Origin of the sequence: Streptomyces sp. NPDC001508 (assembly GCF_040298665.1) — a bacterium.
GTDB lineage: Bacteria > Actinomycetota > Actinomycetes > Streptomycetales > Streptomycetaceae > Streptomyces.
Genome location: NZ_JBEPAP010000027.1, coordinates 78,254 through 100,592 on the forward strand (window position 1 = coordinate 78,254; position 22,339 = coordinate 100,592).

22 protein-coding genes and 1 pseudogene are annotated in these 22,339 nt (G+C 67.6%); 13 read left to right on the top strand and 10 right to left on the bottom strand.

Annotation, left to right across the window (positions count from 1 at the left end; all coding sequences use genetic code 11):
- Positions 1 to 205: 205 nt before the first annotated feature.
- From ABT245_RS23885 to ABT245_RS23895, 3 genes and pseudogenes are all read right to left on the bottom strand, one after another.
- Entirely contained in the window at positions 206 to 1,159 is a 954-nt protein-coding gene (locus ABT245_RS23885; protein ID WP_351736730.1) for an SCO1860 family LAETG-anchored protein, read from the bottom strand.
- Positions 1,160 to 1,381: 222 nt separating this feature from the next.
- Positions 1,382 to 2,473 (bottom strand): amidohydrolase family protein, encoded by a 1,092-nt coding sequence (locus tag ABT245_RS23890; RefSeq protein ID WP_351736732.1) that lies wholly within the window; start codon positions 2,471 to 2,473, stop codon positions 1,382 to 1,384.
- 10 nt (positions 2,474 to 2,483) lie between these two features.
- Positions 2,484 to 2,967 (bottom strand): annotated as a pseudogene (locus ABT245_RS23895) (ATP-binding cassette domain-containing protein); the annotation flags it as partial.
- Between the two features lie 109 nt (positions 2,968 to 3,076).
- Between ABT245_RS23895 and ABT245_RS23900 the strand changes: the two are divergent.
- From ABT245_RS23900 to thpD, 5 genes are all read left to right on the top strand, one after another.
- Entirely contained in the window at positions 3,077 to 4,177 is a 1,101-nt protein-coding gene (locus ABT245_RS23900; protein ID WP_351736734.1) for a pyridoxal-phosphate-dependent aminotransferase family protein, read from the top strand.
- Between the two features lie 292 nt (positions 4,178 to 4,469).
- A complete protein-coding gene (gene ectA / locus ABT245_RS23905) occupies positions 4,470 to 4,988 on the top strand; it encodes a diaminobutyrate acetyltransferase (RefSeq protein ID WP_351736736.1) in 519 nt (172 codons plus the stop codon).
- A gap of 12 nt (positions 4,989 to 5,000) precedes the next feature.
- Positions 5,001 to 6,272, top strand: a complete 1,272-nt coding sequence (ectB, locus tag ABT245_RS23910) for a diaminobutyrate--2-oxoglutarate transaminase (protein WP_351736738.1) — start codon at positions 5,001 to 5,003, stop codon at positions 6,270 to 6,272.
- Between the two features lie 128 nt (positions 6,273 to 6,400).
- A complete protein-coding gene (locus tag ABT245_RS23915; protein ID WP_351736740.1) occupies positions 6,401 to 6,805 on the top strand; it encodes an ectoine synthase in 405 nt (134 codons plus the stop codon).
- A 4-nt stretch (positions 6,806 to 6,809) separates the two neighbouring features.
- On the top strand, positions 6,810 to 7,694 hold the full coding sequence (gene thpD, locus ABT245_RS23920) for an ectoine hydroxylase (protein ID WP_351736742.1): 885 nt from the start codon (positions 6,810 to 6,812) through the stop codon (positions 7,692 to 7,694).
- A 132-nt stretch (positions 7,695 to 7,826) separates the two neighbouring features.
- Here the strand turns inward: thpD and ABT245_RS23925 are convergent, their stop codons facing one another.
- From ABT245_RS23925 to ABT245_RS23940, 4 genes are all read right to left on the bottom strand, one after another.
- Positions 7,827 to 8,252, bottom strand: coding sequence for an NUDIX domain-containing protein (locus ABT245_RS23925; protein WP_351736744.1), 426 nt, complete (start codon positions 8,250 to 8,252; stop codon positions 7,827 to 7,829).
- Between the two features lie 154 nt (positions 8,253 to 8,406).
- Positions 8,407 to 9,072: a dTMP kinase gene (locus ABT245_RS23930; protein ID WP_351736746.1), complete on the bottom strand. Its 666-nt coding sequence runs from the start codon at positions 9,070 to 9,072 to the stop codon at positions 8,407 to 8,409.
- A complete protein-coding gene (locus tag ABT245_RS23935; protein ID WP_351736748.1) occupies positions 9,069 to 10,088 on the bottom strand; it encodes a radical SAM protein in 1,020 nt (339 codons plus the stop codon). The genes ABT245_RS23930 and ABT245_RS23935 overlap by 4 nt, the downstream gene beginning before the upstream one ends.
- Before the next feature lie 779 nt (positions 10,089 to 10,867).
- Entirely contained in the window at positions 10,868 to 11,290 is a 423-nt protein-coding gene (locus ABT245_RS23940) for an ATP-binding protein (protein WP_351736794.1), read from the bottom strand.
- A 354-nt stretch (positions 11,291 to 11,644) separates the two neighbouring features.
- Between ABT245_RS23940 and ABT245_RS23945 the strand changes: the two genes are divergently transcribed.
- Positions 11,645 to 13,033, top strand: a complete 1,389-nt coding sequence (locus ABT245_RS23945; protein WP_351736750.1) for an NsdA family TPR-like regulatory protein — start codon at positions 11,645 to 11,647, stop codon at positions 13,031 to 13,033.
- A gap of 31 nt (positions 13,034 to 13,064) precedes the next feature.
- On the top strand, positions 13,065 to 13,538 hold the full coding sequence (locus ABT245_RS23950) for an SAM-dependent methyltransferase (RefSeq protein ID WP_351736752.1): 474 nt from the start codon (positions 13,065 to 13,067) through the stop codon (positions 13,536 to 13,538).
- Positions 13,539 to 13,845: 307 nt separating this feature from the next.
- On the opposite strand, the gene ABT245_RS23955 is transcribed toward ABT245_RS23950, so the two are convergent.
- Entirely contained in the window at positions 13,846 to 14,898 is a 1,053-nt protein-coding gene (locus ABT245_RS23955) for an aminotransferase class V-fold PLP-dependent enzyme (protein ID WP_351736754.1), read from the bottom strand.
- A 97-nt stretch (positions 14,899 to 14,995) separates the two neighbouring features.
- Positions 14,996 to 15,694, bottom strand: coding sequence for a DsbA family oxidoreductase (locus ABT245_RS23960; RefSeq protein WP_351736756.1), 699 nt, complete (start codon positions 15,692 to 15,694; stop codon positions 14,996 to 14,998).
- A gap of 74 nt (positions 15,695 to 15,768) precedes the next feature.
- Here ABT245_RS23960 and ABT245_RS23965 point away from each other — a divergent pair, with 74 nt between their 5' ends.
- From ABT245_RS23965 to ABT245_RS23980, 4 genes are all read left to right on the top strand, one after another.
- On the top strand, positions 15,769 to 17,316 hold the full coding sequence (locus tag ABT245_RS23965; protein ID WP_351736758.1) for a recombinase family protein: 1,548 nt from the start codon (positions 15,769 to 15,771) through the stop codon (positions 17,314 to 17,316).
- 408 nt (positions 17,317 to 17,724) lie between these two features.
- Complete coding sequence (locus ABT245_RS23970; protein WP_351736760.1) at positions 17,725 to 18,018, top strand: hypothetical protein; 294 nt, start codon at positions 17,725 to 17,727, stop codon at positions 18,016 to 18,018.
- A gap of 103 nt (positions 18,019 to 18,121) precedes the next feature.
- Positions 18,122 to 18,472: an HNH endonuclease gene (locus tag ABT245_RS23975; protein WP_351736762.1), complete on the top strand. Its 351-nt coding sequence runs from the start codon at positions 18,122 to 18,124 to the stop codon at positions 18,470 to 18,472.
- A gap of 153 nt (positions 18,473 to 18,625) precedes the next feature.
- On the top strand, positions 18,626 to 18,841 hold the full coding sequence (locus ABT245_RS23980) for a hypothetical protein (RefSeq protein ID WP_351736764.1): 216 nt from the start codon (positions 18,626 to 18,628) through the stop codon (positions 18,839 to 18,841).
- A gap of 72 nt (positions 18,842 to 18,913) precedes the next feature.
- Here the strand turns inward: ABT245_RS23980 and ABT245_RS23985 are convergent, their stop codons facing one another.
- Positions 18,914 to 20,131 (bottom strand): helix-turn-helix transcriptional regulator, encoded by a 1,218-nt coding sequence (locus ABT245_RS23985; protein WP_351736766.1) that lies wholly within the window; start codon positions 20,129 to 20,131, stop codon positions 18,914 to 18,916.
- 843 nt (positions 20,132 to 20,974) lie between these two features.
- Between ABT245_RS23985 and ABT245_RS23990 the strand changes: the two genes are divergently transcribed.
- Positions 20,975 to 21,106 carry a hypothetical protein gene (locus tag ABT245_RS23990; RefSeq protein WP_351736768.1) on the top strand — a complete coding sequence of 44 codons (132 nt, stop codon included), beginning with the start codon at positions 20,975 to 20,977 and terminating at the stop codon, positions 21,104 to 21,106.
- Entirely contained in the window at positions 21,103 to 22,284 is a 1,182-nt protein-coding gene (locus tag ABT245_RS23995; protein WP_351736770.1) for a methyltransferase domain-containing protein, read from the top strand. The genes ABT245_RS23990 and ABT245_RS23995 overlap by 4 nt, the downstream gene beginning before the upstream one ends.
- Positions 22,285 to 22,339 lie beyond the last annotated feature (55 nt).

The window sequence follows — 22,339 nt, forward strand, 5'->3', positions numbered from 1 at the left end:
CGGGGCCCGCCCCTCCCCCGTGGGACCGCCGAGAGGGCGTCCTCCCGCCCCCATGGGACCGCCGAGCCTCACGACAGCGCGGAACCACCGGGGCTCACGGCTGTCGGGCCCGGCGGCCGGCTCCGGTTCGGCTTCCCGTCCCAGCGGGACCAGCCGTACCGCGTGCGTCCCCCGGGGCGGGCCGGCCCCCGCACGCGTCGGACGGTCAGTTCCGGCGGCGTGCCAGGGCCACCGCGCCGCCGCCCGCCAGGACGAGCGCGAGCGCGCCGCCCACGATGTACGGCGTCGCCGAGTTGCCGCCGGTCTCCGCGAGGTCGGCCTCGGCGGCACCCTGGGGCTTCACGTCCGACGCGGGTTCGGCCGGGTCGGCGGGCTTGGCCGGGTCGGCGGGCTTGGCGGGTGCGCTCGGCTTGGCCGGTTCGCTCGGCTTGGCCGGTGCGTCGGGTGTCTCGCAGGTCGCCTTGGCGAGGGTGACGGTCCCCTCGACCTCGGCCACGTTCAGCTTCAACGGGTTGACGGAGACCTTCAGTTCGAGCGCGGTGGCGGCCGCCGTGCGGGAGGTGGTCTCCCGCTTCGACAGATCGAGGCGGACCTCGCCGACCCCGGGTACCTCGACATGGGTCGGGCCGCCCGCGCTGAGCGTGACCCGCTTGCCGAGCACCGTCACCGCGCCCAGCACATTGGCGGAGGCGGTGGGCTGCTTGCCGGCCTCGCAGGTCGCCTTGGAGGTGACCGCGCCGATCTCGACGAGGGACAGCAGGGGCAGGCCGGGGACATGCAGCTTGGCGTGGGCGAGTTCGACGGAACCCTCGGCACGGCCGTCGGCCACGGTGGCCTTGGCGGCGGCCACGTCCGCGCCGAGCACGGTGAACGGCTTGCCGCCGTCCACGCCGTCGAGCCGGGCGGACAGCGCCGTCTTGTCGGCGCTCTGCGGTGCCTGCACCTCGTTGAGAGAGACCGCGAGCGGGACATTCACGGTCTTGTTGAGCAGGGACACGTCGAGCCCGGTGCGCAGGACGACGGCGCCGGCGCGCCCCTGGTCGGTGGTCGCGTGCGCGGCGCTCGCGCCGGCCAGCGCCGCCGGGCCCGCGGCGAGAGCCGTGGTTGCCGCGACGGCGGCCAGACGGCGTGCGGGCATACGGAAGTCATTGCTGTTCAAGGCGGTGGGACCCCCAGTGGGATGAGCTTGGGACCCGGCCAGAATTACGTACTGTGGGTGAACCGTCAGCGATCCTGAGTTACTTCACCCGTTCGTGGTGTTTCCGCGAAGGTTTTCGAATTCCATGGCACACCAGTTCGTCACAGCGCGGCCGGGCCGTGACCTCACGTGGCGGCCGGGCCGTGACCTCGCGGGCGGTTGGCGCATTCCCCTGGCCCTCACCTAGCCCATGATCCGTCCCCGCAGCACCACCCGCCGCGGGGCCGCCAGCACCCGTACGTCCGCCCGTGGGTCCGCCTCGTACACGACCAGGTCGGCGGGCGCGCCCTCGGCCAGTCCCGGCCGGCCGAGCCAGGCGCGGGCGCCCCAGGTGGTCGCCGACAGCGCGTCGACGGGCGGGATTCCCGCGGCGACCAGTTCGGCGACCTCGGCCGCGACCAGGCCGTGCGCCAGCGAACCGCCGGCGTCCGTGCCGACGTACACCGGGATGCCCGCGTCATGGGCGCCGCGCACCGTGTCGTAGCGCCGCTCGTGGAGCCGCCGCATATGTGCCGACCAGCGCGGGTACTTGCTCTCGCCGCCGGCGGCGAGCTGCGGGAACGTCGCGATGTTGACGAGGGTCGGGACGATCGCCACGCCGCGCTCGGCGAACAGCGGGATCAGGTCCTCGGTCAGCCCCGTGGCGTGCTCGACGCAGTCGATGCCCGACTCGACCAGGTCGCGCAGGGAGCCGGTGGCGAAGCAGTGCGCGGTGACCCGGGCGCCGAGGCGGTGGGCCTCGGCGATCGCCGCCGCGACGGCCTCGCGCGGCCAGCAGGCGGCCAGGTCGCCGAGGTCGCGGTCGATCCAGTCGCCGACCAGCTTGACCCAGCCGTCGCCGCGCCGCGCCTCCTGGGCGACATGAGCGACGAGTTCGTCCGGCTCGATCTCGTGGGCGAAGTCGCGGATGTAGCGGCGGGTGCGGGCGATGTGCCGGCCGGCCCGGATGATCCTCGGGAGGTCCTCGCGGTCGTCGATCCAGCGGGTGTCCGAGGGCGAACCCGCGTCGCGGACCAGCAGGGTGCCCGCCTCCCGGTCGGTCAGCGCCTGCTTCTCGGCGGCGTCCGCGTCGACCGGGCCCCGCGTGCCGAGGCCGACGTGGCAGTGGGCGTCGACCAGACCGGGCAGCGCCCACCCGGTCACGCTCGTCAGATCGCGGGCGCCGGCCGGACGGTCGTAGGAGATCCGCCCGCCTACCACCCACACCTCGTCGCGGACCTCGTCCGGTCCGACGAGAACGCGCCCCTTCACGTGCAGCACCGCACCATCACTCATGTACGGCACCTTATTGAACCGTCAGCCCGCGTGGCTCACCCGGTCGGGGACTCCGGCTCGACGTCCGCCCCGCCGGGTCGCGGGGGCGGGCGGGGAAGTGGCGGCTGCGCTCGTGGCACGGGCGCCGATGGCCTGGTCGGGGGTGCCGTCCCCGGCGATCACCCCGCCGTCCATGAGGGACGACCTGGTCGGCGAACTCGCGGCGAAGGTCATCTCGTGGGTGACGATCATCATGGTCATGTCCTCGTCGGCGAGCATGCGCAGCATGGCGAGGACGTCCCCGACGGGTTCCGGGTCGAGCGCCGAGGCCGGCTCGTCGAACAGCATGACCTCGGGGCCCATGGCGAGCACGCGGGCGACGGCGACGCGCTGCTGCCGGCCGCCCAAGAGGGCCGCGGGGCAGGCGTCCGCCTTCTCCGGCAGGCCACCCGGGCCAGATTCCGGGCGGCGACCGACGCGGTCTGCCCCCCATCCCGGCGCAGCATGCGGTGTTCCCATGGTCGCAGGGGCTTTTGACCTGAGAAGTCACCGGTCGTCGCTGTCGGGAGGGGGCCGGTTACCCTCGTCGGGTCGACCCCCTTTGTGAGCGAAGAGAGCACCGCCGTGACGCACCCCTTCCTCGATCTGCCCCCGCTGACCGCCGCGCAGTTCGCCGCCGTCGAGGACCGGGTGGCCCGGCTGCTCGGCACCCGGCAGAACGTGGTGATCATGCAGGGCGAGGCGCTGCTGCCGCTGGAGGGCGCGATCCGGGGGACGGCGGGTCCCGGCACCACCGCACTGAACGTGATCACCGGACCGTACGGGCAGACCTTCGGGAACTGGCTGCGGGACTGCGGCGCACGGGTGGTCGACCTGTCGGTGCCGTTCCACGCGGCGGCCACCGCGGACCAGGTCCGGGCGGCCCTCGCCGAGCACCCCGAGACCGACTTCGTCTCCCTGGTGCACGCGGAGGCGGCGACCGGGAACACCAACCCGGTCGCCGAGATCGGTGAGGTGGTCCGGGCGCACGGCGCGCTGTTCTACCTGGACGCGGTGGCCTCCGTCGGGGCCGAACCGGTGCTGCCGGACGCCTGGGGCGTGGACCTGTGCGTGATCGGCGCGCAGAAGGCGATGGGCGGCCCGGCGGGGGTGTCGGCGGTGTCGGTGAGCGAGCGGGCCTGGACCCGGATGGCGGCGAACCCGCGTGCCCCGCGCCGCTCCTACCTGTCCCTGCTCGACTGGAAGGAGCGCTGGATCGACGCGGGCCGTACCGCGCTGCCGCACGCGCCGGCGCAGTTGGAGATGCTGGCGCTCAAGGCGTGCCTGGAGCGGATCGAGAGCGTGGGCCCGGACGAGGTGATGGCTCGGCACCGCACCGCCGCGCGGGCCGTGCGGGCGGGGGCGTCGGCGCTGGGCGGGGGCCTGGAGCCGTATGTGTACGAGGCCGCGGACGCGGCGCCGGTGGCCACGACCCTGCGGGTGCCGCCGGGCGTGGACGCCTCGGAACTGGTGGCCCGGGCACTGGCGAGCGACCCCGCGCTGCCGCTGGTGGCGGGCGGCGGCGCGCTGGCCAAGGAGATGATCCGGGTCAACCACTACGGGGCGGACGCGACGGCGGCGGCGGTGCGCGGCTCCCTCGCGGCGCTGGGCGCGGCCCTGGCGGAGCGGGGACTGGCCGTCGACCTGGCGGCCGCCCAGCGCGCCGCGGACTCCGCCCACGGATGACGCGGTCGCGGCGGCGTCCTGCGGGCGTTTGTCGGCGGCATGGCCGGGGGTTGAAATTCTCGACAATTCGGCTTCTTTATTTCGGATAGCTTTCCCGAGTTCTTCTGCCCGCTTTTTCCAAGGCTAAACAAGAAGATTTTCGCCCGGGTTTCATGGATGTGACACACTCCACATCGGTGGGTGATTTGCGCCTTTTGATGCAGGTGAAACCGGTACATATCAAACCGCCTTGCGCATCGATACACATCCGTAACCGTGCATTTCTTAATTCACCTCGCTAAATTCAATACGCATGACTGCCGCACAAGCAGACCTGCTCATCGACCGTCCGAAGGTGACGGACGGAGCCGCTCTCTGGCGTATTGCCAAGGACTCCGGAACCCTCGATCTGAACTCCTCGTACAGCTATCTGCTGTGGTGCCGCGACTTCGCGGGCACCTCCGCGGTGGCCCGCGGAACGGACGGGGCACCCGTCGGCTTCCTCACCGGATACGTACGGCCGGAGCGCCCGCGGACCCTGCTCGTGTGGCAGGTCGCGGTGGACGCGCCCCACCGCGGCCACGGCGTGGCCGCCGCGCTGCTCGACGGGCTGACCGCGCGGCTCGGCGCCGGGCACGGGCTCGCCTCCGTCGAGGCGACCATCACCCCCGGCAACACCGCCTCCGAGCAGCTGTTCACCTCGTACGCCGCACGGCACGGCGCCCGTGTCACCCGCGAAGTGCTGTTCGACTCCGGGCTGTTCCCTGACAGCACTCATCAGCCGGAAGTCCTGTACCGGATCGGCCCGTTGACCCCCCACTCGTCGCACTGAGGAGCGATCACCGTGACCATCACCCAGCCCGACCTGAGCGTCTTCGAGACCCTGGAGTCCGAGGTGCGCAGCTACTGCCGCGGCTGGCCCACCGTCTTCGACCGTGCCCAGGGCAGCCTGATGTACGACGAGGACGGGCACCGGTACCTCGACTTCTTCGCCGGCGCGGGCTCACTCAACTACGGCCACAACAACCCCGTACTCAAACGGGCGTTGATCGACTATCTGATGCGGGACGGCGTCACCCACGGCCTCGACATGTCCACCACGGCCAAACGGTCCTTCCTGCAGACCTTCCAGGACCTGGTGCTGCGCCCGCGCGACCTGCCGTACAAGGTCATGTTCCCGGGTCCGACCGGCACCAACGCGGTCGAGTCCGCGCTGAAGCTGGCGCGGAAGGTGAAGGGACGCGAGGCGATCGTGTCGTTCACCAACGCCTTCCACGGTATGTCCCTCGGCTCGCTGGCCGTCACCGGCAACGCCTTCAAACGGGCCGGGGCCGGTATCCCGCTGGTGCACGGCACGCCGATGCCCTTCGACCACTACCTGGACGGACAGGTCCCCGACTTCCTCTGGTTCGAGCGGCTTCTCGGCGACCAGGGGTCCGGACTCAACCATCCCGCCGCGGTCATCGTCGAGACCGTGCAGGGCGAGGGCGGCATCAACGTCGCCCGGCCCGAATGGCTGCGCGCGCTCGCCGAGTTGTGCGCGCGCCGTGACATGCTGCTGATCGTCGACGACATCCAGATGGGCTGCGGCCGTACCGGCGCCTTCTTCTCCTTCGAGGAGGCCGGCATCGTGCCCGACATCGTCACCGTGTCGAAGTCCATCAGCGGCTACGGGCTGCCCATGGCGCTGTGCCTGTTCAGGCCCGAGCTGGACATCTGGGAGCCGGGCGAGCACAACGGCACGTTCCGCGGCAACAACCCGGCGTTCGTCACCGCGACCGCGGCCCTGGAGACCTACTGGGCCGACGGCTCCGCCATGGAGAAGCAGACCCGGGCCCGGGGCGAGCGGATCGAGCGGGAGCTGGTCGCCGTCACCGAGGAGAACGCCGCCGATGTGAAGGAGCACCGGGGGCGGGGGCTCGTGTGGGGCCTGGAGTTCCACGACAAGGGACGCGCGGACCGGGTGGCCCGGCGCGCCTTCGAACTCGGGCTGCTCATCGAGACGTCCGGCCCGGAGGGCGAGGTCGTCAAGCTGCTGCCCGCGCTCACCGTCACCCCGGACGAGCTGGACGAGGGGCTGAGCATCCTCGCCCGGGCCGTCCGGGAGACCGTCTGACCACGACCGGCATCGGACGGCGCCGTCCGGCACGGGCCGGCGCCGCCCGGCACCGTCGCACGGCGACACCTCCACTCCTCCGCTCCTCCACCCTTCCACCCCTTCCACCAAGGAGGCTGTGCACCACCGTGATCGTCCGTTCGTTCAAGGAGATCGAAGGCACCGACCGGCATGTGAAGTCGGCGTCCGGCACCTGGGAGAGCAAGCGGATCGTGCTCGCCCGGGAGCGGGTCGGCTTCTCCGTCCACGAGACCGTCCTGTACGCGGGCACGGAGACGTCGATGTGGTACGCCAACCACATCGAGGCCGTCGTCTGTGTGCAGGGCGCGGCCGAACTCACCGACCACGAGACCGGGAAGACGTACTCGATCACTCCCGGCACCATGTACCTCCTCGACGGGCACGAGCGGCACACGCTCCGCGTCCAGGAGGACTTCCGCTGCATCTGCGTGTTCAACCCGCCGGTGACCGGGCGGGAGGACCACGACGAGAACGGCGTCTACCCCCTGCTCACCGAGCCCGAGGAGGTCTGAGCACATGACCGTCACCGACCTCTACCCCAGCCGCGGCGCCACCGAGGTGTCCGTACCGCGCCAGGACCCCGTCGTCTGGGGCTCCCCCGACACACCGGGACCCGTCTCGGCCGCCGAGCTGCTGGCGTACGACCGCGACGGCTTCCTCACCGTCGAGCAGCTGATCGAGGACGACGAGGTCGCCCGCTACCGGCAGGAGCTGGACCGGCTGGTCGCCGACCCGGCGGTCCGCGCCGACGAACGCTCCATCGTGGAACCGAAGTCGAAGGAGATCCGCTCCGTCTTCGAGGTCCACCGGATCAGCGAGGTGTTCGCGGGCCTCGTCCGCGACGAGCGGGTGGTCGGACGGGCCCGGCAGATCCTCGGCTCGGACGTGTATGTCCACCAGTCCCGGATCAACGTCAAGCCGGGCTTCGGGGCCAGCGGCTTCTACTGGCACTCGGACTTCGAGACCTGGCACGCGGAGGACGGGCTGCCGCGCATGCGGACGGTGTCCGTGTCGATCGCGCTGACCGAGAACCTCGACACCAACGGCGGGCTCATGATCATGCCGGGCTCGCACCGCACGTTCCTCGGCTGTGCGGGGGCCACGCCCGAGGACAACTACAAGAAGTCACTGCAGATGCAGGACGCGGGCACCCCGTCCGACGAGGCGCTGACCGCCCTGGCCGGCGAGCACGGCATCCGGCTGTTCACGGGCCGGGCGGGCTCCGCGACCTGGTTCGACTGCAACTGCATGCACGGCTCGGGCGACAACATCACCCCCTTCCCGCGCAGCAATGTGTTCATCGTGTTCAACAGCGTGGAGAACACGGCGGTCGACCCCTTCGCGGCCCCCGTACGACGCCCGGACTTCATCGGCGCCCGAGACTTCACCCCGGTCCGCTGAGCCAGTTCCTGAGCTGACCGGGCAAAAAGCCGGCGGACCCGCCTCCTTCGGAAGGGGGGCGGGTCCGCCGACTCACGGCGGTCACCGGCCCGCCGCGGTTGTTCACGGACAGTACACAGCCCGCCGATGGCGTTACCGGCTGTGGTGTGCCAGGAGAAGAGCGAGCGGCCCGGCGGGGAGAAGGAACCGGCCGTCATGCACGGCTTGCAGGGCATCGTCCATGGGCCACCACATCAGCTTGAAGTCCATTTCGGTCTCGGTGAGTTCCTGTGGTCCGAGTGTGAGATCGCTGGCCTCGAACAGGTGAACTCGTGCCGGGGAGCTGAGCGTGATGGCGTAGGTACCCAGGGACCGCCAGGAGGCGGCGGTGAGTCCGGCCTCCTCACGCAGTTCCCGACGGCCGCAGTCCAGAGGGGACTCTCCTGCTTCGAAACGGCCGCCGGGAAGAAACAGATACTCACCTCCGTGGGTGGGGAACTCGGCGCTCAGCAGGGCCACTAGGCCGTTCGCGTCGCGTGCCGCGACCACGGAGGCGTCGCGCATTACCGCATCGCTCATGCTGGCTGAGCCTAGCGGTCAGCCGTGCACCCAGGAGGCAAAGGGCACATTGAACACTGTTGGGTGGGGGCGGCAGGCTCACAGCCACCAGGCCACGCCCTCGTGGATCTGTCCGGGGAACACTCCGACCGCTCCACCGCGCTGGATGACGGCGTCAGCGTCGATGAGGTTCAACACGGTCCTTCTCCAAGTGAGTGACAATCATGTCGGCGAGATCGGCAGCACTCTTGTCATCGGTCTCGATCAAGACGGCACTGGGATCCTCTTTGGCAACCGCGGCGAAGTTCTCCAGCAGTCGGGACAGGCGTCCCTCCACCTCCAGCAAGTCGGCATCGTCACGGGTGCGGTCGCTCTTGCCTGCGATGCGCCTGCGCAGCTCCTGTTCCGAGCACGACATGTAGAACGTGCGGGTGGGCCGAGTCAGGTAGGACCGGTACGGCTCCATGAGCTGACAGACCGTTTTGACCGGCAAGCGGTGCACAGCCGCGTGGCATGCGACGACCGAGGAGGCGTACCGGTCGGCGATGACGGGACCCATGGCGCGCGCCCGCCGGATCGCGTCGGACGCGTGCAGGAGGCCCGAGAGGCAGAACGCGAATTGCGGCAGAGATCGCAGCTTGCTGTTGACGGTTGTGGACCACTGGGTGTGCGGGACGGGCAGGGTGTGGATGCCGGTACCGGCGAGCCGGTCTTCCAGGAGCACGCGCAGCGTGGACTTGCCGACGCCGGAAACGCCCTCCAGGACGACGAGGGGTCCCTGCTCGCCCTCGTAGCGGACGGGCTGGTAGGGCGAGGGCAGGAGAGGGTGGCGGGCGGTCATAGCGTTCCCTCCGTGAAGGCGGTGACATGACTGGCGACGTTGTCGGCCAACCGGCCGTACGCCAGCAGCGGGACGAGGTCGAGACGGAGGTCATCGCGGAGGAGACAGGGCTGCAAGCCACCGTTGTGGTCCAGGCGCAGCGCCCAGAAGCCCTCCACGCAATCGGCGCGGCGTGGGCAGGTACCGCACTGCCCGACGTGGTGGCGTCCCAGGTTGCGGTGGATGACATCGATCTCAACGCCGTCGATCAGGAAGACGCGGCGGCCTTGACCGACGCCGACGACTTCGGTGTGTTCGTCGCGCGTCAGCGTCCGCAGGTAGGTGATCAGGCCCTCGGCGGACACAGCGGAAGCCGCGCGTCCCTCGTTGAAGTCGGTGCCGACCAGTTCGATGAACTGCACGGGCAGGCGGCGGTCGAGCGCGAAGTCGAGGATGTGAGGGACCTCGTCCTGGTTCTCACTCAGCAACAGCGTGTTCAGCTCCACGCGGGGGCAGCTCTCGCGAGCAGCTTCGATGCCGTCGAGGACCAGGTCGATGCCGTATTGAGTACCGGCGATGCTGCGCAGTGTCTCGTCGGAGAAGTAGTGAAGGCTGACCTTGATCTTGTCCAGGCGGGTGCGGGAAAGCCATGCCTTGTGGGTACGCACGCGTGTGCCGTTGGTGATGAGGGTGTAGCTGGCGTCCGGGCCATGCTCGGGGAGCTGCTCCAGGACGGGCCGGGCGAGCGGTGAGACGAGCGGCTCCCCTCCAGTGAAGTAGACGCGTTTCAGCCCCGCGGCCATGACGGAGCCGATGATCGTGAGGTAGTCCTCGGGACCCAGCACTCGGGGGCGGGGCTGCTGGGAGCGGTCGAGGCGCGTGGCCGGGGGCGGGACGTCTCCCTCGTTGTGGCAGAAAAAGCACGCGACGTTGCAGCGAGGAGTGAAGCTGACGCGGAACTGCCCACGGAGGGCGGCGAAGTTCTGTAATGCCGTGAAGTCGACAGCATCCGCCGCCAAGGCACCAAGCTCTTGCATGCTGGCCTCCAGACCAAGTGAGGTCGTGTCTCTGCCGCGGCTGGGTAGGGCGGCGAGGAATGTGCCCGGCGCGGGAAGGCGCCTGGCGGATGGGACGCCTGGTCGTGCTGCCCGGCGCCGGGTGTGCGTCTGCCTGGTGGCCGCAGTCGGCGGCCGGGCCGCCCAGGCACTGATCCATGCGGCGCAGGCCGTCTGACCGGAGCGGGGCTCATTCGTGGTCCTCGAAGGGCTGCGCGCCGAGCGCCTTGAGTCGGCTCATGTCCACTCTCAGCTGTGCCGACCCGGCCCGACCTTCGGGTCGAAGCGGCCCGACTCCCTCTCGCATGCCACGATCAACTGGAGGGCGTTGTCGAACCTGCGGTGCGGTTCTCGCTGGCTCACATGCCGACACCACCAGTCCTCGGCCCGCCGCACCAGGGACCAGCATCGATCCTTAAGCGGTGTCCGGACGGAGTGGGGATGCGCTCGATGTCGCGCAGCCCGTTCAGTTCCGCCTGGAGCATCGGCGGCCGATGCTGACAGCGGGTTCCGCTGCCGAGTCGTCGCATCAGCCCTCACGCCTTCCTGGAACGCCACGGTGGCCAAGTTCATCAGCACACCGCGTAAGCGCTCCGGTATCTGGTCGAGTGTGTCGTCTGCCGGCGGGCGCTCGCCGATCACCGGGTCCAAGTCGTCGAACATCGGTGCCGGGGCTAACGGCTGCCATGCAACCCTCATGCGTCTGGCGAGGGTTTCCAGGTGTTCGGCCTCCAACGGCGGACGCCAGGTCGATACCGCGGTCATCTCGCCGGCACCTCCGGCACCTCCAGTTCGGCCCAGACGACCTTGCCCCACTGCTTGCGGTCGTAGCCGCACTTGGTGCTCAGCTGGTCCACGAGGTTCAGACCACGACCGCTGACGGCGTACTCATCTGGCCCACAGAACTCAGGCACTTCTCGGTTCGTGTCCGAGACGAGGATCTTCACGTTCGTCGCGTCAGGGCGGGCGATCGTGATCTGGAAGTTGCGGCTGTGGGAGTGGACAATCGCGTTGGTGGCGAGTTCGGAGGCGATCAGTTCGGCGTTCGCTGCTGCCTCAGCTATGCCCCACAGCGCCAAGGCTGACGAGACGAGGAGGCGAACCTTTCTCGCCGACTCGGGTTCGCACGGCCAAGTCTCTGTGTAACTGGGGACGTCAGTGCCTGAAGCTCTGGCAGCAGTCATCGTCACGAGGTGGTCCTTCCGGCGTGATGTGCACCCGGTCCTGTCGGGAGAAGCAGAGCCGGTTGGGCTCAGCGCGCGCTTTCGCGCTCCTCCACACGGTCGCTGGCGCATACACAGAGCCAACCGCGGCGACGGTTGCCGGGGTACCAGGCCGAGAGGGGCGAACTGACAAACGTGACACAAGATCTTTTCACGTATGGGTCCGGGCGATACCCCGAGCAGTGGCGTCCCGCCAGTTACGCGACCGAGTCCCGGAGTTGAGCAGTACGTTGGTCCTTCTGACCCTGCGCGGGTATAGACCCGAACGCAGTCGACACACGCAGCTGAAGATCATCGGCAGTGCGGGGGCGCACCATGGCGCGCGAGCGAAACAAGGGGTTCGCAGCCCTACTGGGAGAGGCAGGCTGGTCACGGGCCCAAGCCGCCGCCGCCTTCGTCAAAGTCGCGAGGGAGAACCAACTCACCGCGTACACCAACATTCAGCGACAGCACGTCACGCATTGGGTGGCAGGTCATCAGCCGTCCGGGCGAGCCCCCATAATCATGTGCGAGGCACTGTCCCGCCGTCTGAAACGAGTGGTCACCACAGACGAAGCCGGGTTTACAGTTCCCACCTCACCAGCACAGGGGGCATTGGACTGGCGCGTCGATCCATTGATCGCGCTGAATGATCTGGGGAGAACCGACTTGGATGCGGACCGGCGCAGTCTGCTACGGGGCAGCTTGTACTCTGCTGCGGCGCTCGTGGTGCCGTCAGATGCCTGGTGGGCCGAGATGGCGAAGCAGACACCGCCCGAGGACCGTAAGGGAACCCAACGCGTTGGGCGGGGCGATGTAGAGAGCGTGCGGGAAATGGTCCTGGCCTTCTCCCACATGGACCAACGGCGCGGGGGTGGCCATGGCCGCACGGCACTCGTGGAGTACCTCCGGTCCGATGTAGCCGGTTACTTGGTGGGGAAGTTCCCGAACGACCAAGTGCGCCGCGACATGTACTCGGCTGCTGCCGAAGGCTCCTACCTCTCCGGTTGGATGGCCTTCGACAATGGCGAGCACGGTGTCGCCGAGCGGTACTTCACGCTGGGCGTGAAACTTGCCGCCCGAGTCGGCGACGCCCCGCTGTCAGGCCACATTTTCCGCGCCATGGCACACCAAGCCCTCGACCTCGGGTTCTTCACTGATGCGCTGGCACTGTCGACGGCCTCGATCGCCGGCCAGCGCTATCAGTCGGCGACTCCTCGGGAGCGTGCGCTGCTCGGCGTCGTTCATGCCCGCTGCCTCGCCGCGAATGAACAGAAACAGGCCGCGGCCAAGGTGCTCCTTCGCGCCGAGGACGACTTGCGTCAGGCTCACGATGGCATCGAGGAGCCGTCTCGCACGTTCTTCTTCGCTGAGGCGTCACTGGCTCACGAAACGGCCTGCACCCTTCGCGACCTGGGCGACAGCAAGGGGGCTATCAAACACTTTCGGCGCAGCGTGCGGACACGAGGAGCTTCGTTCAAGAGGACACATGCGGTGACCCTCGGGTACCTCGGCGCCACACAAGTATCCGCAGGCAATGTGGAAGAAGCCTGTGCCACCTGGTCCAGCGCTCTAGACGCCATGGAGGAGGGCATCTACTCCGGCCGCGCCCGCCAGCAGGTTGTCGAGATGCGTCAGTTTCTGTCTCCGTACCGTAGGCGCGGCATCGCTGCTGCTGTTGAGCTGGAATCAAGGGCAGCCGACTACCTGCGCACCGTAGATTGATCACCTCACTTCGAGGTACGAAGGGAAAGCAATGACGCTGCAGATCGAGCCCATCGGCAACGTCGTCGGCGGTCGCAGGGAGGTCGCCGACGACTACTGGGGTGGCGTCGAGTCCATCATCCGTCTGGACCCGAAGTTCCCCCTTGACGTGGTGAAAGGCTTGGAGGAGTTCTCGCATCTGGTCGTGACCTGGCACTTCAGCAAGGCATCCCCGGATGACGTCGCTCTGCATGCGCGCAGCCCTCGCAACGACCCCAGCTGGGAGCCCTCGGGCACCTTCGCGCACCGCAACCATCGGCGGCCGAACCAGCTCGCCACCAGTTTTCCGCGCCTGCTCAAGGTCGATGGCCTGGACCTGAGGGTGACCGACTTCGACGCGGTCGATGGAACCCCTGTCTACGATCTGGCACCGTACTTCACTGAGATGGGGCCCCGTGGCGAGATCCGTGAGCCGGCCTGGCCGGGAGAGATGCTCAAGGATTACTGGGCCGCGACCAAGAACTGATGGAAGGCGCCGGAAAACCGGCGGGTCTTGCCCGGCAGCTCGCTGCGTTCGCGGTACGTAGATGCTCCGCGCACCGCCGCCCGCCAGCAGTTCGGCGGTGCTGGTCGAAGTAGTCGTGGGCAGGTGATGACCGACGGTCTCGGATCGCTTCCGTCGCCGACGATGCGGCAGTCCGTGGAAGGGACCCGCGCGCCAGATCACCCGTAGCGCGATCTCGGGCTGCGGCCATTTGACCAGCCACTTCCCGATCGGAGCCTCCTGCACGAGCTGCGCGCTGTCGGCGTCATCGCTCCGTTCCCGCGCGGGGTCAGTCGGACAGTGTGTTCAGGAGGTGGTCGACGTCCGTGGGGGTGTTGTACAGGTGGAAGGAGGCCCGTAGGTGGCCCGCGCGGGCGGAGACCTCGATGCCCGCGCGGGCCAGTTCGGGACGGCGGTGGCCGAGGCCCGGCACGGAGACGATCGCCGAGCCGGGCGCGGGCAGGGCTTCATGGCCGAGCCCGGCGAGACCGGCGCGGAAGCGGTCGGCGAGGGCCAGGTCGTGGGCGTGCACGGCGGCCACCCCGATCTCCTCGATCAGCGCGAGCGAGGCGCGTAGCCCGGCGTGGCTGAACAGGGCCGGGCTCACGTCGAACCGCCGGGCGGAGCGGGCCAGTTCCTCGATGGGCCCGTAGCAGCTGTCCCAGGGCTTCTCCCCCGCGACCCAGCCGGCCAGCACCGGCCTCAGCGCGCCGAAGTCCTCGGGTACGACGAGGAAGGCCACGCCGTGCGGGCCGAGCAGCCACTTGAACGTGGTGGAGACGGTGAAGTCGGACGCGTCGGCGTCCATCGGCAGCCAGCCGGCCGCCTGCGAGAAGTCGACGTAGGTGCGCGCCCCGTGGGTGGCCGCGGCGGCGCGCAGCGCGGGCAGGTCGGCGATCCGGCCGTCCGCGGACTGTGCGGCGCTCACCGCGACCAGTGCGGTGCCCGGCCGGACGGAGTCGGCGAGCCGCTCCAGCGGGACGGTGCGCACCTTGAGGTCGGCGCGCATGTGGAACGGGTTCACCACGGAGGTGAAGTCGGCCTCGGCGGTGAGGACTTCGGCACCGGCGGGCAGCGAGGCCGCGACGAGGCCGGTGTGCGCGGCGACGGAGGGGCCCGCCGCCACCCGGCCGGCCGGGACCCCGGCCAGCCGGGCGAAGGACGCCCGGGCCCGCTCGACGTCCTCGAACAGGGGGTCCAGCGGGGCGCCCGCGGCCCGGAGCGCCACCGCCTCGTGCAGCGCGGCGACGGACCGGGCCGGCAGCAGTCCGCTGCTCGCGGTGTTCAGGAAGGTGTTCTTCGGGGCGAACTCGGCACGGACAACGCTCTCGAAGGTCTCCATGGGTCCACTGTGCGGCCCTCTGAAGTCACCGTCCATTGCGGATGGTTACGGGGTTCCCCTGAGCGGCGCTTATACGTCCGCCCCGACCTGCGGTTTCTCAGTTCTGCGGCACCGCGCACCCGTCCGGGCCGCAGGCGGTGGCGGCACCCTGGTCGATCAGCTTCAGCGGGGAGCGTTCGCCCCACGCCTGGGTGAGCGCCTGGGTGAAGACCTCGGCGGGCTGGGCACCGGAGACGCCGTACTTGCGATCGAGGACGAAGAAGGGCACCCCGTTCGCGCCGAGCTGCGCGGCCTCGCGTTCATCGGCCCTGACCTCGTCGGCGTAGGCGTCGGGGTCGGCGAGGACCGTGCGGGCGGCGTCGGCGTCGAGTCCGGCCTCGGCGGCCAGCCGCACCAGCCGCTCGTCGCCCTCGCTGAAGACGGAGCGCTCCTCGGCGAAGTTGGCCCGGTACAGGATCTGGATCAGCTCGTCCTGGCGGCCGTGCTCCTTGGCGAAGTGCAGCAGGCGGTGCATGTCGAAGGTGTTGCCGGCGTCGCGGCCCCGGGCGCGGTAGTCCAGGCCCTCGGCGGCGGCCTGCGCGGCGAGGTTGTCCTCGCCGGCCTGGGCCTGCGCCTCGCTCATGCCGTACTTCCGGGTGAGCATCGTCAGCACGGGCTGGATGTCGCCCTTGGCGCGGCCGGGGTCCAGTTCGAAGGAGCGGTGCACGACCTCGACGCCGTCGCGGTGCGGGAAGGCCGCGAGCGCCTTCTCGAAGCGGGCCTTGCCCACGTAGCACCAGGGGCACCCAAGAGCCATGGGAACCAGACCGCCTCTGACCTGCGAAAACGCGGAATCTAAGCATTCCACTCGCTCACAGGGACCTGAGACGGATGACCCACGGCGAATGGACACCAATGGAGCGGGAAGACCTGCCCAACCTGCGCGCACTCGGCTTCGAAGACGAAGAACTCATGGCGCTGGGGCTCTGGGAACCGGTGACGGGCAGCCCGGCTGACTTGGCAGAGATGTACGTCCGACGAAGCAAGAAGAAAGACACCCTCAGCTCACTGCGGGAACAGGTGCGCCGTATGTGCTGGCACGCCAGCCAAGAGGGCAAGCGAATCCGGCACGTCTGGTTTGAGCAAAAGAGCGCAAGCAAGGCGTACGTCCGGCGCGAAGAGTTCGAGAACGCCACAGCCGCAATCGCTGACGCCGGTCTCTCCAAGACGCTCTATGTCTTCAAGACCAGTCGCCTTTCCCGCCGTGGCATGGGTCAGGTTGGCCTCTTGCTGGACAAGTTCGAAGAGCGACAGGCACGTATCTACGTCGTTGCCGAGAACATCGATTCCACCCGAAGCCGCATGGTACTGGCCATTCTCAGCGAGCAAGCGCGAGACCAGGCGTCAGACATCAGCGAATTCACGAAGAACGGAATCAACGGCAACAAGGCTGACGGACGCTGGACCGGAGGAGTAACCCCCTTCGGCCTGTACTCCCCCAAGGGTTCCGGCAAGCTAGCCCGCCACCTGACGGAGTACCCCATTGCGCGTCGGATCGCTGAGTATCTGTTGGACCGGAAGACGCCTAACTGGATCGCAGAGAAGCTGAACAGCGAGGGAATCCCCACGCGCCACGGAAAGAAATGGACCGGCCCCGGAATCATCAGCCTTGCCCATTCCGTCGCATGGGCCGGACTGGTGGTCAAGCGGGAAAAGATGCTGGACGAACACGGCAACGACACTGGGAAGTACCACCGTGGCGGAAGCCCTTTGCTGGACAAGAAGGGACACCCGGTCTCGTGTGGTGAGGGCGTGGTGACCTTCGCTGAACACGTAAAGATCAACGCCATTTTGGCCGAACGTGCACAGCCGGGCACCAGCATTGGTGATCGCACGCGCGGCAAGCGGGAAATCGTCGCTCTTCTCTCTGGCACGCTTCGCTGTGGGCTCTGCAATGGCCCCATGGCAAACGGCGGAGTCAATTACCGCTGCTACGCACGCCAGACGGAGGGGGAATCATCCTGCAAGGGCGTCTCTACTGAGCGCACCCGCGTTGATTCGGCTGTAGAGATCATGTGGCTTAACCACGTTCTCAGTCTCGCCCCGGACTCCCCAACCATCATGGCCATTGCTCGGGACTGGCTGTCCTACCAGGACCCTGAGCGCGACGCGCGGAAAGCTCACGTCAACGCTGCATTGGAATCCGCCGTTGGCCGGGAAATGAAGCTGGAAAAAGAGTTCTTCGTCTTGGGCCGGATGGACGAAGACAAGTACGACCGACTTCGGGAACAGGTAGCCGCTCAGATTGCGGAACTCAAAGCAGAGTTGGCGGAGCTTTCAGAGGAAACCGACCTGACGCCGTTGATGGACCCGGAGTCGCTTCGCTGGCCACTATGGCTGATAGCCCGTTCTGCGAACTGTGCACGGAAGATGGTCTAGGCGTGGCAGCGGACGTGAATTGCTTCTACCCGCTGACGCGAGCACAGCTCATAGCCCGGGGCGTTTCCCGGCCGGATTCTCCGGGATATCGAAAGTCAATGTGCCTGGCTTGCTACCGGGCATGGAAGCGCAACGCTTGAGCACACCAGGGGCCGTGTTGCTGGAATTTACCCACCAGCGGCACGGCCCTTTCGCTGTCCGCACAAACTGTCTAATTGGCCATCAGAGCTTTTTGCCTCCCTGCCGCGCTGCACTGGAAGGGCAAGGGGGTCCCTCCCCGGGTGGCTTTGGCCGTTCGCTGGTGCAAGATCACACCCTCAGCCGGCTGAAATCCCCACCTTTTCCGACCTGCGCCTTTGCTGCGCCGCAACTTCGCTGGCGTGTGTGCTGGCGTGAAGGAGTACGCCCGTGATCGCTGATGAATGCGCACCCTCACACGCTGAGTCGCTGACCCAATCGCTGAGATATGCGCTCAGCTATGCCGACGAATTGCGCGCCATGCTCGCTGACGGCAACCCTGATCCAGAGAAGGCAGCGCGCCTAGTGCAAGCCATTCGGAACATGCTGTGTTCGGCGGAAGATGAGCTAGACCCACTGGACGACGTACAGCAGAACATAGACGCCGTGGCAGCAATCCATGGGCTCAGTGATGCAGAGCTATTCAGGGCCCTTACTGACACCCCCACATCCGGAAATCCGTAGGTGACCCCCTATGCCATATCGCCCCCGGCGTCCCTGCCCCGTCGTACCCAACTGCCCTAACTCCATAGGTGGTAAGGAACGGGCCTGCCCAGATCATGTGCACATGCTGACCGCCCGACGCGCCGAGAAGGGAACCAGCGCATACGGCAAGGATTGGCCGCGCAAGCGTGAGTCATTCCTGTACACGAATGCATGGTGTGCGCTGTGTGGTCAGCCTTCCAAGGTTGCCGACCATCACCCGCTGAGCCGCAAGGAACTGGTTAAGCGTGGTGTTGCTGACCCGAATGCACATGAGCACCTGAGAGCCCTTTGTGTGCGCTGCCATAACCGTGAGACTGGCCGTAACCAGCCTGGTGGTGTTGTCGCTGAGAGACGAAGGCAGTCACAGGCTCAGCGTGAATGGCAGCACTGGGCAGCGAAGCGAGAAGCTGAGGCCGAAGAGCCGCCGTTCTGAGCCCCACCCTGGGGGGTGACCCCCTCCGGGCCTGACAGAAGCGCGGCAGGGAGGAAAAAGCTAGCGCCGCAACTCAGAGCCTTTGCGCGGAGATATCCGAACCCATTTGATGCCCTGGTCACTCGCTGGCCGGGGCTTTCCTATGCCTTGAGAGTGACCATGAGCCCCGATTACAAGGCACGCGTTGCCGCCTTCCTACTCCTCAGCGACGAAGAGCTAAGCCGTCCGCTGTGGGAGATTCAGCCTGCCGACCGAACGGCCTTCCTGTCAGCGCGTTCCCGGCGTCAGTTCGCCCGGCTTTCCGCTGGCGACGATTTCCAGATTCCCGAGCATGACCAGCGCGTGACCGAATGGGCTGAGACTGAATAGCCCGCCGGACACACCACCCGAAGCCCCGTACCCGCTGCCTTTCCTGGTGGCCGGTACGGGGCTTTGTGCGTTCTAGGCTGCCTGGTGCTCAGCCAATATGGCAGCGACTTCCGGAACGTCCGCGTACTCCTGCAACCGGCTGAGGATTACCCGCACCCGCTCAGCCACCCTTTCTGACGGTGTGTCAGATCCCAGGGAAATGACCCGTTCGGTTACGGCTGCCGCCTCTTCTGGTTCGTTGGCGTCCGCCAGCGCCACGGCAAGCCAAGACAGGTACAGGGCCATTTCCCGGGTATGCGTGGCGTCATACTCGCTGAGGACATCCCGGAGCAACGGCACAGCGCGCAATGGGCGGTGAAGCTCTGTGTAGACCCGGGATTCCATGACTCGGAGTTCCCCAGCGTCGACCCAATACAGGTAGGCAGGCGATTCCGTGCCTTCGCTGTCTTCGCTGAGCGCCTGCCCGGCCTCCCCCAGCGCCCGCATTGCCTGTTGCCCGTTCTCTGTTCCCCCGGCTTTCGTGTGAGCCCACGCCACACGGTCCAGATACAGCGCGCGGGCTTTCGGGGGCGCTTCGGCCTCAGAGTCTCGGAACGCAGTCTGAGCCAGCGTGAGCCCTTCGGCTTCCCGCCCTGTGTTGCTCATCTGGTAGGCCAGTGATCCCGCGAGATTTCCAGCAAGGGTGAGGTCTTCCGCCTGCCGTGCGGCGCTGATTCCGAGCCGGTAAATGCTCTCTGCCTCTTCGTACTGTCCGGCATCGCTGGCAATCCATCCGGCAATCTGTGCCAACTCCCCAATTTGTCTGAGGAGTTGCCGCCCTACTTCGCTGGTGTAGGTGTTCTCTCGGTAGAGCTTCACCGCGCGCCGAAGGTCTCGAAGTGCCGGGCGGATTAGGTCACCCCCGGCTAGAACGTCGTCAGCCAGCCTGAGCCCATGCACCCGCTGTTGTAGTTCGTCCACCGTGCCCATTCCGATTCGCCGCCCTGTACGGCCACTCAGGGGCTCTAGCGGGTCCTCTTCGGGCAGGAAGTCAGCCAGGGTCGGCAAAGGGGGCTCAGCGGGCTTCTGGGGCTCCCTGAGCGCTTCCAGGGGGACGCCTAGAGCGGCAGCTAGGAACGGCAGCCATTCGCGGGGGGTGCGCTTGCCAGTCTCCCAACGGCTGATCTCTTGCCGCCCGACTGGTTCGCCGGTCACTTGCGCTGCCCGGCAGACCTCACGCGCTAGTCGTGCCTGACTCCAGCCGCGCTCTTCGCGTAGCCGTCTGATGTTGGCCCCGATGCTGCTGCCCATGTGTCCATTGTGGCCGACAGTTGGCCTACAGGGGGCCGCTAGTTGGGACCCGTACCCGGAGGGATGATCTTTTCTCGACCGGACCGAAGGGGCAGCGATCATGGCGAGTCAGACGATGACGGACACGGACGCGCGGCAGGCGGAATACACGACCTACGCCCCGGCCGGTTCGACGTGCGCGAACTGCAAGAAGCCGATCAAATCCCTTGCCCCGGTCCGCCGAATCGCGCACGACAGAACTTCGGCCGGTCCTGCCGTTCACTACCGGCATGTGGAGTGCCCCCGATGACTGCCCCCGTACGGCGCGTGAGAGCCCGCCTGAGCCCATTACCGGCCCCGGAGTTGGTCAGTCTCGTAGATGACCCCACAGGGCCGTATGCGGACTCTCCTGACGGCTGGTGGACGGAGTACGGCGGGGCTCTGGATATTCGCTCAGGCGTGGTCTACCTGCCCGGCCCGAAATCCCCTCCTTGCTCGCTGGCATGTTGCCGAGATAAGGGGGAGGGTGACGAGTGATTGAGCCGCCGCTGATCTTTTTCGGTGGAGACCTCAGAACCCCGCGCACTGACAGGGCGGACCCTGAAACGTGCCCCGTGTGCGCGAGACTGCGGGAAGGTCTGACAGCGGCAATCGTTACGGGAAGTCCCGTGGTGTCTCGGCTGGTTGTGATCGCCATGCACAGTCACGTGATCTACGGCCATCCGAAAGACCCGCGCAACAAGACTCCGGCACGCTGAGAACGGCGTAAGGCGTACCGGTTGCCCCGGCCTAGCGCTGGGGAATGCACCTGCAAGACCTATCGCGCATAGGCGGGATAGGAAGCCGATTCACGGAGGTAGGCAAATGCGTTCCTGGTGGCTGACCATGGCCGATGGCGGGCAGGACGACAGCGACAGCGGGAACAAGCACGGCGGGGGCGGCTCCGACGAAGGCGGCAACACCAACGACGGTCAGGGCCCGGCGGACGGCAAGTGAGCGAACACAGCGAGAAGGGGGCGGGTCCTGACGGGCTCGCCTCCGCGCTCTTGGAAAAGGGAGCGCTTAAGAGCGATTGGCTGCCAGCGTTCAATGCCGTGCCCCGGCACCTGTTCGTGCCTGACGTGATCTGGCCCGGTCGCGCTGGAATGAACCGGCAGGATGACCGCGTGATCCGCAGTGAGGACCCTGACACGTGGTGGGAGGCCGTTTACCGGGACGCGCCGATCACCACGCAATGGGATGACGGTACGTTCACCGGTCCCGAGAAGGGGAAGATCCCGTCTAGTTCCAATTCCATGCCCACCATGGTCTTTTCGATGCTCGATGCGCTGAGCGTTGAGGGTGGTGAGCGGGTCTTGGAAATCGGGACCGGTACCGGCTGGAATGCCGCCCTGTTGTCTCACCGACTCGGCGCAGAGAACGTCTACACGGTTGAGGTGGACGGGGCCAGCGCGCGTGAAGCCCGTAAGCGTCTGAATGACGCCGGATACGACCCCGTTTCCATCATCGGGGACGGGGCTGACGGATACGCCGAAGGTGCCCCGTACGACCGGCTGATTGCCACGGCCTCTATCGGCAGCGTTCCCCGGCAATGGATTGAGCAGACGAAGCCGGGCGGGATCATCGTTGCCCCATGGGGACCGACTTACGGCGGGGAAGCCGTGGCGCGGCTGGTCGTGTCAGGGGACGGGACGGCATCCGGCTGGTTCATCGGCTCTTCGGCGTTCATGCGGCTTCGGGATCAGCGAGTCAAGCGAACGCACGTGAGGGAATACCTTGGTGGTCAGAAGTGGCCAGCGGACGGGACCCGGAGCGTGACCGCCATTTCCCCTGAATCCGTGGGTGATTGGCCGGTCATGTTCGCCATCGGCGTGCAGGTGCCCGGCGCGTTCCCATGGGCGGAGACATACGACGATGGTTCTTACACGCTGTGGCTCCGGGACACGGCCGTAACGTCGTGGGCTACGGCGGACTACGAGAAGGACCGTGAGGAATTTGAGGTCTACCAGTCCGGCCCCCGGCGGCTCTGGGACGAAGTGGAAACGGCCTACCTCTGGTGGGAAAAGCAGGGGCGTCCCGGCTTCGACCGCTTCGGGCTGACCATGGACGCTGACGGGGAACGGGTCTGGCTCGATTCCCCGGACAACCCGGTACCGGTCCGGTCAGCCGCCTGAGCTACCCCTCTGGCCCCGTTCGTGCGCTGCCCCCATGGCGCATGGGCGGGGCTTC